General features: G+C 71.3%; 17 protein-coding genes. 15 read left to right on the forward strand and 2 right to left on the reverse strand.

Going from position 1 to position 16,058, the window contains the following annotated elements; translation table 11 throughout:
- The first annotated feature begins 12 nt into the window (after nt 1-12).
- The 8 genes from map (at nt 13) to rplQ (ending at nt 7,147) form a co-directional block, all read left to right on the forward strand.
- On the forward strand, nt 13-852 hold the full coding sequence (gene map, locus IGS67_RS04845; RefSeq protein WP_192278411.1) for a type I methionyl aminopeptidase: 840 nt from the start codon (nt 13-15) through the stop codon (nt 850-852).
- A 245-nt stretch (nt 853-1,097) separates the two neighbouring features.
- Nucleotides 1,098-3,662, forward strand: coding sequence for a LuxR C-terminal-related transcriptional regulator (locus IGS67_RS04850; protein WP_192278413.1), 2,565 nt, complete (start codon nt 1,098-1,100; stop codon nt 3,660-3,662).
- Nucleotides 3,663-3,921: 259 nt separating this feature from the next.
- Nucleotides 3,922-4,143 carry a translation initiation factor IF-1 gene (infA, locus tag IGS67_RS04855; protein ID WP_012867920.1) on the forward strand — a complete coding sequence of 74 codons (222 nt, stop codon included), beginning with the start codon at nt 3,922-3,924 and terminating at the stop codon, nt 4,141-4,143.
- A gap of 81 nt (nt 4,144-4,224) precedes the next feature.
- On the forward strand, nt 4,225-4,338 hold the full coding sequence (gene rpmJ, locus IGS67_RS04860; RefSeq protein ID WP_098457534.1) for a 50S ribosomal protein L36: 114 nt from the start codon (nt 4,225-4,227) through the stop codon (nt 4,336-4,338).
- Between the two features lie 181 nt (nt 4,339-4,519).
- A complete protein-coding gene (gene rpsM / locus IGS67_RS04865; RefSeq protein ID WP_192278415.1) occupies nt 4,520-4,894 on the forward strand; it encodes a 30S ribosomal protein S13 in 375 nt (124 codons plus the stop codon).
- 77 nt (nt 4,895-4,971) lie between these two features.
- Nucleotides 4,972-5,379: a 30S ribosomal protein S11 gene (gene rpsK / locus IGS67_RS04870; protein ID WP_102509332.1), complete on the forward strand. Its 408-nt coding sequence runs from the start codon at nt 4,972-4,974 to the stop codon at nt 5,377-5,379.
- A gap of 169 nt (nt 5,380-5,548) precedes the next feature.
- The gene (locus IGS67_RS04875) at nt 5,549-6,553 is read left to right on the forward strand and encodes a DNA-directed RNA polymerase subunit alpha (protein WP_192278417.1); all 1,005 of its coding nucleotides are present in this window, start codon (nt 5,549-5,551) and stop codon (nt 6,551-6,553) included.
- 63 nt (nt 6,554-6,616) lie between these two features.
- Nucleotides 6,617-7,147, forward strand: a complete 531-nt coding sequence (rplQ, locus tag IGS67_RS04880) for a 50S ribosomal protein L17 (RefSeq protein ID WP_102509330.1) — start codon at nt 6,617-6,619, stop codon at nt 7,145-7,147.
- A 208-nt stretch (nt 7,148-7,355) separates the two neighbouring features.
- On the opposite strand, the gene IGS67_RS04885 is transcribed toward rplQ, so the two are convergent.
- Entirely contained in the window at nt 7,356-8,132 is a 777-nt protein-coding gene (locus tag IGS67_RS04885; protein ID WP_192278419.1) for an ROK family protein, read from the reverse strand.
- 48 nt (nt 8,133-8,180) lie between these two features.
- Here IGS67_RS04885 and truA point away from each other — a divergent pair, with 48 nt between their 5' ends.
- Nucleotides 8,181-9,083 carry a tRNA pseudouridine(38-40) synthase TruA gene (gene truA / locus IGS67_RS04890; protein WP_192278421.1) on the forward strand — a complete coding sequence of 301 codons (903 nt, stop codon included), beginning with the start codon at nt 8,181-8,183 and terminating at the stop codon, nt 9,081-9,083.
- Between the two features lie 108 nt (nt 9,084-9,191).
- On the opposite strand, the gene IGS67_RS04895 is transcribed toward truA, so the two are convergent.
- Nucleotides 9,192-9,659 (reverse strand): DUF5709 domain-containing protein, encoded by a 468-nt coding sequence (locus IGS67_RS04895; protein WP_192278423.1) that lies wholly within the window; start codon nt 9,657-9,659, stop codon nt 9,192-9,194.
- Nucleotides 9,660-9,763: 104 nt separating this feature from the next.
- On the opposite strand from IGS67_RS04895, the gene IGS67_RS04900 reads away from it, so the two are divergent.
- The 6 genes from IGS67_RS04900 (at nt 9,764) to IGS67_RS04925 (ending at nt 15,969) form a co-directional block, all read left to right on the forward strand.
- Nucleotides 9,764-11,446: an ABC-F family ATP-binding cassette domain-containing protein gene (locus tag IGS67_RS04900; RefSeq protein WP_192278425.1), complete on the forward strand. Its 1,683-nt coding sequence runs from the start codon at nt 9,764-9,766 to the stop codon at nt 11,444-11,446.
- 29 nt (nt 11,447-11,475) lie between these two features.
- The gene (gene trhO, locus IGS67_RS04905) at nt 11,476-12,399 is read left to right on the forward strand and encodes an oxygen-dependent tRNA uridine(34) hydroxylase TrhO (protein WP_192278427.1); all 924 of its coding nucleotides are present in this window, start codon (nt 11,476-11,478) and stop codon (nt 12,397-12,399) included.
- A 238-nt stretch (nt 12,400-12,637) separates the two neighbouring features.
- A complete protein-coding gene (rplM, locus tag IGS67_RS04910) occupies nt 12,638-13,081 on the forward strand; it encodes a 50S ribosomal protein L13 (protein ID WP_192278429.1) in 444 nt (147 codons plus the stop codon).
- Between the two features lie 48 nt (nt 13,082-13,129).
- Entirely contained in the window at nt 13,130-13,621 is a 492-nt protein-coding gene (gene rpsI, locus IGS67_RS04915) for a 30S ribosomal protein S9 (protein ID WP_192278432.1), read from the forward strand.
- A gap of 282 nt (nt 13,622-13,903) precedes the next feature.
- On the forward strand, nt 13,904-15,268 hold the full coding sequence (glmM, locus tag IGS67_RS04920; protein WP_192278434.1) for a phosphoglucosamine mutase: 1,365 nt from the start codon (nt 13,904-13,906) through the stop codon (nt 15,266-15,268).
- Complete coding sequence (locus IGS67_RS04925) at nt 15,265-15,969, forward strand: peptide deformylase (protein WP_192278436.1); 705 nt, start codon at nt 15,265-15,267, stop codon at nt 15,967-15,969. Before glmM ends, IGS67_RS04925 begins: the two co-directional genes overlap by 4 nt.
- Nucleotides 15,970-16,058 lie beyond the last annotated feature (89 nt).

Raw genomic sequence — 16,058 nt, forward strand, 5'->3', positions numbered from 1 at the left:
CAGGGAGCGTCGATGTTCGGGATCGAGCGTGTCGAGCTCAAGAACTCGGACGAGGTCCGTCTCATGCGTGAGGCGGGCCTCGTCGTCGCACGTGCCCTTGCAGCGGTCCGCGAGTTCGCGCGAGCGGGCGTCACGACCGCGGAGCTGGACGCTGTGGCGGCGACCGTCATCGCCGATGCCGGCGCCGTACCCTCGTTCCTCGGCTACCAGGGCTTTCCTGCGAGCGCCTGCATCTCGGTGAACGACGAGGTCGTCCACGGCATCCCCGGGTCGCGGATCCTCGAGCCCGGCGACGTTGTCTCGGTCGACTGCGGGGCCATCGTGCGTGGCTGGCACGGGGACGCCGCCGTGACGATCGTCCTCGACGAGGCCGATCCTGCCGACCTCGCGCTGAGCCAGGCAGCACACGACGCGATGTGGGCCGGTATCGCGGCGCTGCACGGCGCGTCGCGCATCGGTGAGGTGAGCGCCGCGATCGACGACGCGACCACCGCAGCAGGCGAAGCGGACGGCGTCGTCTACGGCATCGTCGAGGAGTACGTCGGCCATGGCATCGGCACGGCGATGCATCAGTCGCCGGACGTGCCGAACTTCCGTTCGCGCGACCGCGGGGCACGTGTACGACCGGGGCTGTGCGTGGCGATCGAGCCGATGCTGAGCCGGGGGGAGCGCTTCACCCAGGTGTGCGAGGACGACTGGACCGTCGTGACGGACGACGGCTCGCGTGCCGCCCACTGGGAGCACACGGTTGCGGTCCTCGACGACGGCCTCTGGGTCCTCACAGCGGCCGACGGGGGAGCGGACCAGCTCGCGGCCGCGGGCGTCCCACTTGCCTCGATCGCCTCCGCCTGAGCCCGAGTGGGTGAAATCCCCCAGAGGTGCTCTCCTGGGCACCTCTCGGCATGCGCGTTATGTGTGTTGGATCTAGCCTGTCGTGCTAGGTGGGTCAAATGGCCCACGAGACCCGTGATCACGTCTCGCCAACCCCTCGCTCTGGGTGCCCACACTCAGGCTCACCCCGGGGTGCCCCGCATAACGTGATCGCAGCCGCCCGCCGGGCGGTTCACATCTGTCACGTCTCGGGGGAGCGTGTTGAAATGACCACCGGAGTACCTGTGCGCGCCGACACGGCGCACCAGCTGGCCGCACGGTCCAACTATCGGGGGCTTCCTCGGACGCACTCGTCCAGGATTCCCCAGGCGAGGGCCCTCTCCGGCGTCGGCGGACCAGAACCGCTCACCATCGTCCGGGCGCCGCATGGGTTCGGGAAGTCGACCCTCGCCGCGCAGTGGCTGCGCGCGCTCCAGGAGGAGGACCTCGACGTCGTGTGGCTGGGCGCGGACATTGTCCCCGCCCTTCACGAGGAGCAGGTCGCGGCCTTCTGGACGCAATTCGTTGCCCGTCTCGTCGAGGTCACGCCCGGCAGTGTCTCGCCGCACGGCCCCGTGGGCTCGGACGACGCGCTGCGTCTGCTGCTGTCCCGCGACCGAGCCGTCGTCGTCGTCGTCGACCGGCTCGAGCAGGTGCCCGGTGCCGGGCACGCGCTCGAGAGCGCGCTTCTCGACCTCGTCAAGGCTGCCGAGCAGCTCCACCTCATCGTGTGCGCCCGTGAGGTCGGCCTGCTCGAGGTCGTCGGGTCGGCCACCGTCGACTCACGCGTTCTGCGGCCTGCGGATCTGGCCCTCACGGCGGAGGACGTCGCCGCGCTCGCGGCGCAGCAGGGGCTCCCGCTCGGCAGGGAGGCTGCCGCGCAGCTCGTCGAGGACACTGGCGGCTGGCCCGCACTCGTGCGTGTCGTCCTGGCCGGCACCGCGGTCGCCCACCACGGCGGCGACGAGGTGACGATCGACCTCGACGCAGGTCGCTGGTTCCTTCGCGCCGCGTGGGACGAGTTCGCGACTCCCGGTCTCGCCGATCTCGTTCTCCGCACCTCGCTCCTCGCGGAGTTCACGGCCGAGCAGGCTGAGGCGCTCTGCCCGGGAATCGACGTCAAGGCAGGTATCTCTGCGCTCCAGGGTGCGGGGCTCGTCCGGAGCCGGCTCGTCGCTGGCACGGCGGTCTATTCGCACCTCACGGCGGTGCGTCGCGAGTGCGTGCAGCGGCTCCGCACGGAGCAGCCCGACCTCTTCAGCGAGCTGTCGCGCACGGTCGCACGCGAGCTCCTTGCGGACGGCCGTACGGGCGCCGCCGTCGTCCACCTCGTCCGGGCTCGCCTGTGGGACGAGCTCGTCGAGAGCGTGGAGACCGGCTGGCGCGCCCTCGTCGGGTACGGGGAGCACGAGCTGATCGGACTCCTCGAGCGGCTGCCTGCCGAGGTCGTCGCGCGCAGCGCACGCCTCGTCGTCCTGCGTGACTACGTCGCGGTGCGGAGCTCCGGTCCGGACGTCCCCGGTGCTGCGCCGGCCTCCCCGGGCTCGCTCGCCCCGCTGCTCCACCGCGTCTACGAGGTGGCTGGCGCCGAGCCCACCGTCCGGGCGCAGGACCCGGCAGTGCGTTACCGGGACCTTGCTCCCACCGTGCGTCGCGGGCTTGCGCTCGTCCTGTGCGAGTGGGCGACCGATCGCCTCGTCGCTGGTGACTCGCCCGTCGCGCACGTTGCGTTCGCGGACGCGCACCTCCTCGCCGACGAGCTTGGTGACGTCCGGCTGCGGACACGTGCGGCGGTCGGCGCCGCGCTCGTCGACGTCGTCCATGGCGAGATCCTCTCGGCGGCGCGGTGGCTGGGGACGCTCGACGCCGACGCGCACGCGGTCCTCGACGTCGAGCCTGCGCTCGCGGCGTTCGCGGCAGCGACGCGCGCGCTCGTCGCGATCGGCCGGCTCGACCTGCGGTCGCCCGACCTCGAGGGTGTCCTCGGTGCGGAGGCCGTGGTCGACGAGGCCCGGGGTCTCGTCGGGACGGTGCGCCTCCTCGCGAGCCTGGTGCGAGGTGAGCGCGACTCCGTCGCCGAGGGCGACGAGCCGTCGTCGGCCCGGAACGTCCCAGGCGACCCGGACGATCTTGTCGGGACGATCGCGACGTCCGCACGGATCGACCTGCTGCTCGCACAGGGGAGGATCTTCCAGGCGCGGTCGCTGCTCGCGCGGGCGGCAGGGCAGGGGCCGGCGTTCATCCTCGCCCGGGCGCGCACCGCCTACCACGGCGGCGACTTCGCCCGCGCCGTCGCGCTCGCGCGTCAGGGTCTTGCCATCGAGCCGTCCGTGCCACGCCTGCAGACCGGGATGCTCCTCGTCCTCGCCGCGGCGGAGTCCGCGCGCGGTCACGAGGCGGAGTCCACTGCTGCGGCCCGGGACGCGCTTGCCGCGTGCACGGCGTCGGGGCTCGTCCAGTACCTCGCGTACACGCCTCGTGAGGTCCTGCGCGGGCTGAGCGCGGACGTGCCGGGGCTGGCTGATGCGCTCGACGACCTCGAGACCCGGGGTGTCGGCGACATCCTGCCCGCGCCGCGGGTCGTCGCGGAGCTGTCGGAGCGTGAGCGTGAGGTTCTCGAGACGCTCGCGACCTCGGACTCGCTCGGCGCCGTCGCCCGCAGGCTCTACCTCACGACGAACACCGTGAAGACGCACCTCCGCTCGATCTATCGCAAGCTGGGGACGCACTCCGCGGCCGAGACCGTGCAGCGGGCCGTCGAGTGCGGCCTCATCGAGCCGCCGCAGGGCTGAGGCGCGGCACGCTCGATCGTGCTCCACCGCGTCGAAGCGGGCCCTCGTCGGGGCCCGCCCCGAGGTGTGACGGCACCCACGACATCCGGGCTTTCTCATCCTTGCTGTATCGCGTAGGATGGTGCGTTGGCATGTGTCATGCATGCCGACCATCCCTGGTGCGGACCTCCTGACGCTACGTCGTCGGTCGGGCCGTGCCTGGAGGCATCCGACCGGGTGCCGGTCCGGATGGGACGAACAACCAGGAGCAGCGGAGGACATGGCGAAGAAGGACGGCGTCATCGAGATCGAGGGCAGCGTTGTCGAAGCCCTGCCGAACGCGATGTTCCGCGTGGAGCTGGCCAACGGCCACAAGGTCCTCGCGCACATCTCGGGCAAGATGCGACAGCACTACATCCGGATCCTCCCCGAGGACCGTGTGGTGGTCGAGCTGAGCCCGTACGACCTGTCCCGCGGCCGGATCGTCTACCGCTACAAGTAACCCGTCCCCGAGACACTGCCGTCGGACGGACGTGCGCATCCCGCGGGGCGCGTGCGGCCGGGCGAGGGCGGAGGAACCACGATGAAGGTCAAGCCCAGCGTCAAGAAGATCTGCGACAAGTGCAAGGTGATCCGTCGCCACGGTCGCGTCCAGGTCATCTGCGAGAACGTGCGGCACAAGCAGCGCCAGGGCTGATCTGACGATCAGCACCAGCCTGCACGTGTAGGTACGAGCAGACCCGCCCCGGCACGGGGCACCAGCGCACCACCACCTGAGGTCCACGGACCGACGGAACCCTCGGCTCGGAGGCCGGGGCCCGCAGAAGGCGGGGAGGTGGTGCGGCAGACCTCCGAACGCACTTCAGGAGCCACAACACATGGCACGTCTTGTTGGCGTCGACCTCCCCCGCGAGAAGCGGGTCGAGATCGCGCTCACCTACATCTACGGCGTGGGTCGCACCCGCGCCAAGCAGGCTGTTGCCGCGACCGGCATCAGCCCCGAGGTCCGCGTCAAGGACCTCGGCGAGGCAGAGCTCGTCGCTCTGCGTGACTACCTCGAGGGCAACTTCAAGCTCGAGGGTGACCTTCGTCGTGAGGTGGCTGCCGACATCCGCCGCAAGGTCGAGATCGGCTGCTACGAGGGCCTGCGTCACCGCCGTGGCCTTCCCGTGCGTGGACAGCGCACGAAGACCAACGCGCGTACCCGCAAGGGCCCCAAGCGCACCGTGGCCGGCAAGAAGAAGGCCCGCTGACGCTCTAGCAGCAGTCCACGCAGCGACCCCCGGGTCACAGCGTGGTTCGACGACCTCAACCAGGAGAGATTTAGGATATGCCTCCCAAGACTCGTGCCGCGTCCGCCGCGCGCAAGCCTCGTCGCAAGGACAAGAAGAACATCGCCGTGGGCCAGGCCCACATCAAGTCGACGTTCAACAACACGATCGTCTCGATCACCGACCCCACCGGCGCCGTCATCTCGTGGGCGTCCTCGGGCCAGGTCGGCTTCAAGGGCTCCCGCAAGTCCACGCCCTTCGCCGCGCAGCTCGCCGCCGAGGCCGCCGCGCGCCGTGCCCAGGAGCACGGCATGAAGAAGGTCGACGTCTTCGTCAAGGGTCCTGGCTCCGGCCGTGAGACCGCGATCCGCTCGCTCCAGGCCGCAGGCCTCGAGGTGGGCTCGATCCAGGACGTCACGCCCCAGGCTCACAACGGGTGCCGTCCCCCGAAGCGCCGCCGCGTCTGATCCGCGCAACGCACCGCCGGGCCGGTCGCTCGACCGGCCCGGCGGAGCAGCGCCGCACCATGGTGCGGCACACGACTTACCACGTCGTTTGTCTCGCGGGTCCACCCGTCAGGCAGCTCTTCATCCGTGAGACGTCATATGGCGGACGCTCACTGAAAGGACAGAACCAGTGCTGATCGCACAGCGCCCCACGCTGACCGAAGAGGTCATCTCGGAGAACCGTTCGCGCTTCTCCATCGAGCCGCTCGAGCCCGGCTTCGGCTACACGCTCGGCAACTCGCTGCGCCGTACGCTCCTGTCGTCGATCCCCGGCGCGTCCGTGACCTCCATCCGCATCGACGGTGTGCTCCACGAGTTCACCACGGTGCCGGGGGTCAAGGAGGACGTCACCGAGATCATCCTCAACATCAAGGGTCTCGTCGTCTCGTCCGAGAACGACGAGCCCGTCGTCATGTACCTGCGCAAGCAGGGCTCCGGTGCGGTGACCGCTGCGGACATCGTCCCGCCGGCGGGCGTCGAGGTGCACAACCCCGAGCTCCACATCGCGACCCTCAACGAGAAGGGCAAGCTCGAGATCGAGCTCACCGTCGAGCGTGGCCGTGGCTACGTCTCGGCAGCGCAGAACAAGTCGTTCGACGCCGAGATCGGTCGTATCCCCGTCGACTCGATCTACTCGCCCGTCCTCAAGGTGACCTACAAGGTCGAGGCGACGCGTGTCGAGCAGCGCACGGACTTCGACAAGCTCATCGTCGACGTCGAGACGAAGCCCGCGATCTCGCCGCGTGACGCGCTCGCGTCCGCCGGCAAGACGCTGGTCGAGCTCTTCGGCCTCGCCCGCGAGCTTAACGTCGAGGCCGAGGGCATCGAGATCGGCCCGTCCCCGACGGACGCCGCGCTCGCGCAGGACCTCGCGCTGCCCATCGAGGAGCTCCAGCTGACGATCCGCTCGTACAACTGCCTCAAGCGTGAGGGCGTCCACACCGTGGGCGAGCTCGTGTCGCGCAGCGAGGCTGACCTCCTCGACATCCGCAACTTCGGCTCGAAGTCGATCACCGAGGTCAAGGAGAAGCTGGCCGGTCTCGGCCTCGCTCTCAAGGACTCGATCGTCGACTTTGACCAGACCGGCGTCTACGGCGACGGTGACGCGGGCGACTACGACTCCGCGCAGTACTGACGTGGTCCGCCCGGTGCCTGACGCGCGCCGCGGCGACCGAACCCATCTCTAGGAGCAACTTCAATGCCTACCCCCAGCAAGGGCGCACGGCTCGGTGGCAGCCCGTCGCACGAGCGCAAGATCCTCGCGAACCTCGCCTCGCAGCTCATCACGCACGGCCAGATCACGACGACCGAGTCGCGTGCCCGCCGCCTGCGTCCCGTCGTCGAGCGTCACATCACCTTCGCGAAGCGTGGCGACCTCGCCGCGCGTCGTCGCGTGCTGCGGACGCTCACGGACAAGACCGTCGTCCACATCCTCTTCACCGAGGTGGCACCGCAGATGGCGGAGCGTCAGGGCGGCTACACCCGCATCATCAAGATCGCGCCGCGCAAGGGCGACAACGCGCCCATGGCCGTTATCGAGCTCGTGACCGAGCCCGTGTCGCCGAAGCAGGCCGTCGTCCGTGAGGCGACCAAGGCTGCTGAGAAGGCCGCCAAGGTCCCCACCCCGGCGTCCGCGAAGTCGGCTGACTCGCCCGAGTCGGCGGACTCGCCCGACTCGGCGCCGTCGGCCGCCTCGGCCGAGGAGACCGCGGAGGAGACGAAGGCCTGAGCCTGAGTCTCTCCGTCGAGAGCCCGTGCACCGCAAGGTGCACGGGCTCTCGTGCATCTGGGGGCGGGACTGGGTCAGGTAGTGAGGTGAGTGGCCGCGGCCAGTCTCGTGCCCGGCAGGTTCGGCGCCGCCCGCTCAGTCGTCCGCGGGTCCGGTCGACGCGACTTCCGCCGGGGCGCCCGTCACGTCCGTTCGACAAGGTCCCCGCTCAGGCGCCCGCCGACCCCCAGAGCTGCCACGCACGGACACCCCCGACGAGGGCCGCGGAGTTCGGGACGACGACGACCTCGGGGCCGAGCCGCTCGAGCACGGTCGGCGTGAGGCGACGTGCGTTGCCGCCGCCCACGTGGAGCCGGTCCCAGCGGAAGACGGGTGCGAGCCCCTCGACGGCCCGCAGGACGCGGCGTGACCACAGGCCGTCGCCCAGGCGACGGCGTTCCGGCTCGCCGAGGTACTGGTCGTAGGTCGTGCCGCGCCTCACCGGCGCGTGCGAGAGCTCGAGGTGCGGCGCAAGGACGCCGCCGTCGAAGTGCGCCGAGCCGAGCCCGGTGCCGAGCGTGAGGACGAGCTCGAGGCCGACACCGGCGACGACGCCCGCGCCGTGGAGCTCCGCATCGTTGACGACGAGCGTCGGCAGCCCTGTCGCGTCTGAGAGGGCAGCTCGCAGGTCGTGGCCGTCCCACGCCTGGACGAGCCGCGGGTCGACACGCGTGCGGGGGCCGCCGACGGTGACGTAGTGGGGTGTCGCGACGACGACCCCGCGCCGGATCATGCCGGGGAGGCCGACCGAGAGCCTGTCGGCCGCAGGCAGCGATGCGGCGATCCCGACGATCGTGCGGACGAGCAGCGCGGGAGGCAGCGGGTAGGGCGTCGGGACCCGTGTCGCCGGTGCGTGCTGGGTGCCGGCGTCGTCGAGGACCGCGGCCTTGAGCCCGCCGCCCCCGCAGTCGACGGTGAGGGTGAGCGGTCCGTGGTCGTGCGCCATGGGTTCACGGTAGTCCGCCGGTGGGGCGAGGCAGCGCGGTGCGCGATGATGGACGGCGTGATCCGTGTCCGACTCGACCTCGCCTACCGTGGCACCGACTTCGCGGGCTGGGCCCGCCAGCCTGCGCTCCGCACCGTGCAGGGCACGCTCGAGGAGGGGCTGGCGCGGGTGCTCCGGCTCGACGACGTGCGCCTCACCGTCGCGGGCCGTACCGATGCTGGCGTCCACGCGCGGGGTCAGGTCGCGCACCTCGACGTGCCCGACGCCGCATGGGACGCGCTGCCCGGACGTTCGGGACGTGCGCCGGAGAACGCGCTCGTCGCGCGTCTTGCTGGCGTCCTGCCGAACGACGTCGTTGTCCGCAGGGCCGCGCGGGCGCCGGAAGGTTTCGACGCGCGCTTCGGGGCGCTCGCCCGTCGCTACACGTACCGGGTCGCGGACGACCCCGCGCGTTTCGACCCCCTCGCGCGCGACCACGTCCTGTGGCACCGCAGACCGCTCGACGTCGAGGCGATGGACCGGGCGATGGCGCCGCTCACCGGACTGCGTGACTTCGCGTCCTACTGCAAGCCGCGTCCCGGCGCGACGACGATCCGGGAGCTCCAGGAGCTCACGTGGCGTCGCGAGACGTCCGGCCCCGAGGCCGGCCTTCTTCTCGCGTCGGTCCGTGCGGACGCCTTCTGCCACAACATGGTGCGTGCGCTCGTCGGCGCATCCCTCGCGGTGGGGGAGGGGCGGCGCCCGGAGTCGTGGCCGCGCGAGGTGCTCGAGGCACGCTCACGCGTCGGCGGTCCGACGGTCGTCGCGCCCCACGGGCTCGTCCTCGAGGAGGTCGTCTACCCGCCGGACGCCGAGCTCGCGGAGCGTGCCGAGCGGGTACGTGCGCGTCGCCTCGACGAGGAAGTGCTCGACGCGTCGGGGAACGTCGTCCCGGGAGCGCCGACCTGCTGAGCGCGTCGTCGATGAGCAAGCCGTCGGTGAGCCGCGCCGCTGGCTGAGCGACGAGCGGGGCGCCACGTGCGCGCAGCGCGCCCCCGTGGCAGGGGTAGCGTGCGCCTGTCAGTCGCCCTCGTCGCGCTCGTCGAGGTCCGCGTCGTCGTCCGCGTCGTCGACGGGCTCGCCCGCTGTGCGGGCGTCGTCGGACTCGAGCTGTTGCTGCGTGGCGACGTGCACCGCGAGCTCCTCCTCGGTCAGGGCGCCCCCGTCGGAGCCGACGGACGTCGCGTAGACGTCGTTCTCACGCTCCGGCACGCCTCCGTCGGCTGCGACGAGGCGTCCCGCAAGGGCCTCGTCCCGGGTGCCCTCGCGCGAGTCCTCGGGGAGCTCCTGCGCGAGCCTGCGTGCGAGCGGCTCGTCCTGGCCCGACTCCCACGGGGTCGAGCCCCAGCGCGTCGTCGTGTCCTCGAACGGTGGGTCGTAGCCTGCGTCGAGCACGTCGGTGATCTGCTCGTCGAGCAGCATGTCCTCGAGCGATGCCTGGTCCGTGCCCTGCTCCGCGCCGTCGCCGGCGTCCGTCGTGTCCGTCATGGTGGCTCCTTCGCGTCCCTCCCCACGGTGCCACGTCGTGAGGGGCCGTGCCAGCCCGAGATCTCCGTCGTCGAGGGGTTCTCGGGGCTGGGAGGATGGACGCCATGGGTCATGTCGACGTCTCCGGGGTCTCCTACACGCTTCCCGACGGCCGCGAGCTGCTCGCCGACGTCTCGTTCCGGGTGGGGGACGGCGCGAAGGTCGCGCTCGTCGGGCCGAATGGCGCGGGCAAGACGACGCTTCTGCGCCTCGTCACCGGCGACCTCGCACCGCACGCGGGCAAGGTGTCGCGCTCGGGCGGGCTCGGGGTCATGGACCAGATGATCGGGCGGGTCGACGACGCGCGCACTGTGCGTGACGTCCTCGCGGAGCTTGCGCACGACGCGATCCGGGCCGCGTCGAGGGAGCTCGACGCGGCCGAGACGCTCATGATGGAGCGCGACGACGAGCCGACGCAGATGCGCTACGCCCAGGCGATCGCGGACTGGGCGGACGTCGGCGGCTACGAGGCCGAGGCCACGTGGGACGAGGTGACGGACGAGGTCCTCTCGATCCCGTTCGAGAGGGCGCAGCACCGCGAGCTGCGGACGCTGTCGGGAGGCGAGCAGAAGAGGCTCGTCCTCACGGCGCTGCTGCGGGGTCCCGACGAGGTCCTGCTGCTCGACGAGCCGGACAACTACCTCGACGTCCCGACGAAGCTCTGGCTCGAGGAGCAGATCGTCGCGTCCCCCAAGACGATCCTCTACGTCACGCACGACCGTGAGCTTCTCGCGCGGACCGCGACGGCGGTCGCAACGATCGAGCAGACGTCGCTCGGCGGCGACGTGTGGGTGCACGGCGGGGGCTTCGACACGTACCTCGAGGCGCGCAAGGACCGGACGGCGCGGCTCGAGGAGCTGCGGCGGCGGTGGGAGGAGGAGCATGCGAAGCTCCGCACCCTCGTCATGACGCTCAAGACGCGCTCGGCGTTCAACGACGGGCTCGCGAGCCGTTACCAGGCGGCTCAGACGCGCCTGCGGAAGTTCGAGGAGGCGGGGCCGCCGCAGCTCGTCGCACGCGAGCAGGACGTGCGGGTGCGGCTCGTCGGAGGGCGTACCGCCAAGCGGGCGGTCGTGTGCGAGGACCTCGAGCTGGCGGGGCTCATGCGGCCGTTCTCGACCGAGGTCTGGTACGGCGAGCGCGTCGCGGTGCTCGGGTCGAACGGCTCGGGCAAGTCGCACTTCATGCGGCTGCTCGCGGGCGGTGGCACGAACCCCGGGCCTGACCAGGCGCCCGTCGAGCCGGGGCGCGTCGCCCGCGTCGAGCACACGGGACGCGCGACGCTCGGCTCGCGCGTGCGGCCCGGGTTCTTCGCGCAGAACGACCCGCACCCGGAGCTCGTCGGTACGACGCTTCTCGACATCCTCCACCGCGGTGAGGGGCATCGTGCGGGCATGGGGCGTGAGCAGGCGTCGAAGGCGCTCGACCGGTACGAGCTCGTCGAGCAGGCCGAGCAACGTTACGAGACGCTCTCGGGCGGGCAGCAGGCCCGCCTGCAGATCCTCCTGCTCGAGCTCGGCGGCGCGACGCTCCTCCTCCTCGACGAGCCGACCGACAACCTCGACCTCCACTCGGCCGAGGCCCTCGAGCGTGGTCTTGCGGCGTTCGACGGCACGGTGCTCGCGGTGACGCACGACCGCTGGTTCGCCCGCGGCTTCGACAGGTTCCTCATCTTCGGGGCCGACGGGGTCGTGCTCGAGTCCGACGTGCCGGTGTGGGATTCCGGGCGGGTCGAGCGCGCACGCTGAACGTCACGCGCACGGCCTAGTCTGGTCGTGTGGCCACCTTCCGCACCGTCCTCTTCTATGCGTTCGCCCCTGTTGCCGACCCGGCGGCGGTGAGACTCTGGCAGCGTGAGCTCGCCGGCCGCTGGAACCTCACGGGACGTGTCATCGTCGCGCCGCACGGCATCAACGCGACGCTCGGCGGGCGCGTCGAGGACCTCAAGCAGTACGTCAAGGGGACGCGGCAGTACCCGGGGTTCGAGCGGCTCGACGTCAAGTGGGCGGCAGGCACTGGCGAGGACTTCCCGCGGCTCAGCGTCAAGGTGAGGCCCGAGCTCGTGGCGTTCGGGGCGCCCGACGCGGTGCGGCTGGGGCCCGACGGGATCGAGGGCGGCGGGACGCGCCTCGACGCCGACGGGCTCGACGCGCTCGTCGCCGAGAGGGGCGGGGACGTCGTCATGCTTGACGGTCGCAACGCGTACGAGGCGAGGATCGGGCGCTTCCGTGGGGCCTTCGTGCCCGACGTCACGACGAGCCGCGACTTCCTCGGCGAGATCGAGGCCGGACGCTGGGACCACCTCAAGGACCGTGCGGTCGTCACGTACTGCACGGGCGGCGTGCGCTGCGAGGTGCTCTCGGTGCTGCTCAAGGACCGGGGGTTCGCCGAGGTCTACCAGATGGACGGCGGCATCGTCCGCTACGTCGAGGCGCGGGGCGCCTCGGGGTTGTGGGACGGGTCGCTCTACGTGTTCGACGGCCGCGGGCACGTCGAGGCGGCGGGCGCCCGTTCGCTCGGGACGTGCGAGCGGTGCGGGGCGTCGACGGCGCGGTTCGAGAACTGCGCGGACGCCGGGTGCCGCACGGAGCGGCTCGTGTGCGAGGACTGCGCCGCCGGGACGGCGGAGGAGCGGTGCCCGACGTGCGTGGGGGAGCGGCCCACGGCATGGGGCGCTCGTGAGGATGTCGGGGGCCGTTGAGGCCGTGCTGTGTGCCTCCAGGGGCGTGCGCCTCCGCTCGTGCGCGGGTGTGACGCACGTGTCTACCCTCACGCTTTGACCCCGCGACGTGGCGGCAGGTATCCTTGCAAGTCGTTGTGCTTCCAGCCGTGACCGGTGCCTCCCACTCGCCAGGTCGTGAGAGAAGCCTTCAACCGACCTCGCCGGCACGTTCTGATGTGCCGGAGAAGACACAGCAACCGAAACGAAGGCTACGACCGTGCGTACGTACACCCCGAAGCCCGGCGACGTCCAGCGCGACTGGTACGTCATCGACGCGACCGACGTCGTCCTGGGCCGTCTCGCCAGCCAGGTGGCAACCCTGCTGCGTGGCAAGCACAAGCCCACCTTCGCCCCGCACGTCGATGGCGGCGACTTCGTCGTCATCATCAACGCCGAGAAGGTTGCCCTGACGGGCAACAAGCGGGAGCAGAAGCTGGCCTACCGTCACTCCGGGTTCCCGGGTGGCCTCTCGGCCACCTCTTACTCCGAGCTGCTCGAGAAGAACCCCGAGCGCGCCGTGGAGAAGGCCGTTCGCGGCATGCTCCCCAAGACGACGCTCGGCCGTCAGCAGCTCGGCAAGCTCAAGGTCTACGCGGGTGCCGAGCACCCGCACACCGCGCAGCAGCCCAAGCCGTACGAGATCACCCAGGTCGCTCAGTAGGCTCCCGCCTGCTGATCGGACGCATCCAAGGACGCGAGGACACCTACAGTGGCCGACACCACCGTCGACAACGACACCCTGGGCGAGGACGTGCCCAGCAGCTACACCTCCGAGACCCCCGCTGCGCAGCAGGGTCGTGGCCAGAGCATCACTGCTCCTGGTCAGGCCCTCGGTCGCCGCAAGCAGGCGATCGCGCGCGTGCGCCTCGTCCCCGGCACGGGTCAGTGGAAGATCAACGGGCGCACCCTGGAGGACTACTTCCCCAACAAGGTGCACCAGCAGCTCGTGAACTCGCCGTTCGCGACCGTTGACGTCGAGGGCCGTTTCGACGTCATCGCCCGCATCGCGGGTGGCGGCACCTCGGGCCAGGCCGGCGCGCTGCGCCTCGGCATCGCCCGTGCGCTCAACGAGATCGACCGTGAGGCCAACCGTCCCGCGCTCAAGAAGGCCGGGCTGCTCACGCGTGACGCCCGCGCCGTCGAGCGCAAGAAGGCCGGTCTCAAGAAGGCCCGCAAGGCTCCTCAGTACTCCAAGCGCTGAGCCAGCCCCGCGCTGCATCGTTCGAAGGGTCCGACGGTTTCCGTCGGGCCCTTCGGGCGTTCCTGGGCCAGCGACCAGGGCCCAGCAGCGTGGAGCGCCGCATGGGAGCGTGACCTCGGGCGGTACGCTGGTGGGCGGCGCCCGGCCATGTCGTCCCACGAGGAGCAGGACGGGATGGAGCGCGGAGGGATACCGCGCACGATGGCGTCGTCAGAACCCGGACGACCGGGCCACCAGCGACAGACGCGGTCCTCCAAGGGCCCGCGGGGCAAGGAGCGACCCATGGGTCGGCTGTTCGGGACCGACGGCGTGCGAGGGCTCGCCAACCGGGACATCACCGCAGAGCTCGCGCTCGACCTCGGGGCGGCCGCAGCGCACGTCCTCGGCACGTCGGGCGGTTTCAAGGGACCGCGACCCCGTGCCGTCATCGGACGTGACCCGCGGATCTCGGGCGAGTTCCTCTCCGCCGCGCTGTGCGCGGGCCTCGCGAGCGCGGGCGTCGACGTCGTCAATCTCGGCGTCCTGCCGACGCCTGGGGTCGCGCACCTCACCGCGACCGCGAACGTCGACCTCGGTGTCGTCATCTCCGCGTCCCACAACGCCATGCCGGACAACGGCATCAAGTTCTTCGCACGCGGGGGCCTCAAGCTCGCCGACCACGTCGAGGACGCGATCGAGGCCAGGCTCCACGAAGAGTGGGAGCGGCCGACAGGCGCGGGCGTGGGCCACATCACCACGGACCGTGGCACGGCGCTCGAGTCCTACGTCGAGCACCTCATCTCCGCGATCGGCGCCGACGGCGACAACACCCCGCTCGAGGGCCTGCGCATCGCGGTCGACTGCGCCAACGGCGCAGCGAGCGAGGTCGGCCCCGCAGCGCTGCGGGCAGCAGGGGCCGACGTCGTCGTTATCAACGCGAGCCCGGACGGTCGCAACATCAACGAGCTCTGCGGCTCGACGCACCCGGAGCAGCTCCAGGCCGTCGTCGTCGCGTCAGGCGCCGACTTCGGCGTCGCGTTCGACGGCGACGCGGACCGTTGCCTCGCGGTCGACCGCCGAGGCAACCTCGTCGACGGCGACGCGATCATGGGCGTCCTCGCGCTCGCGCTCAAGGACGAGGGGCGTCTCGCGCAGGACACGCTCGTCGTGACGATCATGAGCAACCTCGGGCTCATCCTCGCCATGCGCGACGCGGGTATCGCCACGGTGCAGACGGGTGTTGGCGACCGCTACGTCCTCGAGGCGATGCGCGAGGGCGGCTACTCGCTCGGCGGCGAGCAGTCGGGGCACATCATCCTCGCCGACCACGCCTCGACGGGCGACGGGGTGCTCACGGCGCTCACGCTCGCACACCGTGTCATGTCGACCGGCCGCTCGCTCGACGAGCTCGCCGCTGCGATCCCGCGGCTGCCGCAGGCGCTCGTCAACGTACCCGGCGTCGACAAGGCCCGGGCGGGAACGGACGAGGGGCTTCTCGCTGCGGTGCAGGACGCGGAGAAGCTCCTCGGCGGCACGGGGCGCGTGGTCCTCCGCCCCTCGGGCACGGAGCCGCTCGTGCGCGTCATGGTCGAGGCAGCGACGCAGCTGCAGGCCGACGGTGTCGCCGCGCGCCTCGCCGACGTCGTGCGTGACAGGCTCTCGCTGTGACCTCCTTCCCCGGCACCGTCGTCCCCGCCGTCCGTGACGCGGTGCGTACGCTCCTCGACACCCACCCCGACGGCGTCCTGCCCATCGTCCAGGCGGGGCACCCCGTCCTGCGTCACGAAGCCGCGCCCTACACCGGGCAGCTCGGTGACGTGCTCGACGACCTCCTCGCCGCGATGGTCGCGACGATGCGGGCCGCGCCGGGTGTGGGTCTCGCAGCCCCGCAGATCGGTGTGGGCCTCGCGATCGCTGTGCTCGAGGATCCCGGCCTGCCCGCCGGGTACGAGGCCGCCGCGGACGCCCGCGAGCGTGCGACCCTGCCGCTGCGCGTCCTCGTCAACCCGGTCTACGAGCCCGTCGACGACGAGCGTGTGACGTTTTACGAGGGCTGCCTGAGCGTCGAGGGCTATCAGGCGGCCGTGGCCCGGCACCGGAGCGTCCGCGTGCGCGGTCTCGACGCGACCGGCGCGACAGTCGACGAGGTGGTCCGCGGCTGGCCCGCGCGGATCATCCAGCACGAGACCGACCACCTCCTCGGCACCCTCTACGTCGACCGCGCCGAGACGCGCTCGCTCTGCGCGACGGCGACGTACGCGTCGCTGTGGGGCGACGAGGCCGTCCCTGCCAGGGCCGCCCGCGAGCTCGGTTTCCCGCTCGAGGTCGCGTCCGACGAGCGACGAAGCGCGATTCCTCCCGTGGGATGATGTGTGGCGTGGCAGTGTCGCCGACGATAGTCGTGGCACCCGGACGGCGAGGACGTCTCCCCGTGCCGCGCCCCGCTCGCCGCGCCTAG

The sequence above is a fragment of the Flavimobilis rhizosphaerae genome, from assembly GCF_014852685.1.
Classification (GTDB): Bacteria; Actinomycetota; Actinomycetes; order Actinomycetales; family Cellulomonadaceae; genus Flavimobilis; species Flavimobilis rhizosphaerae.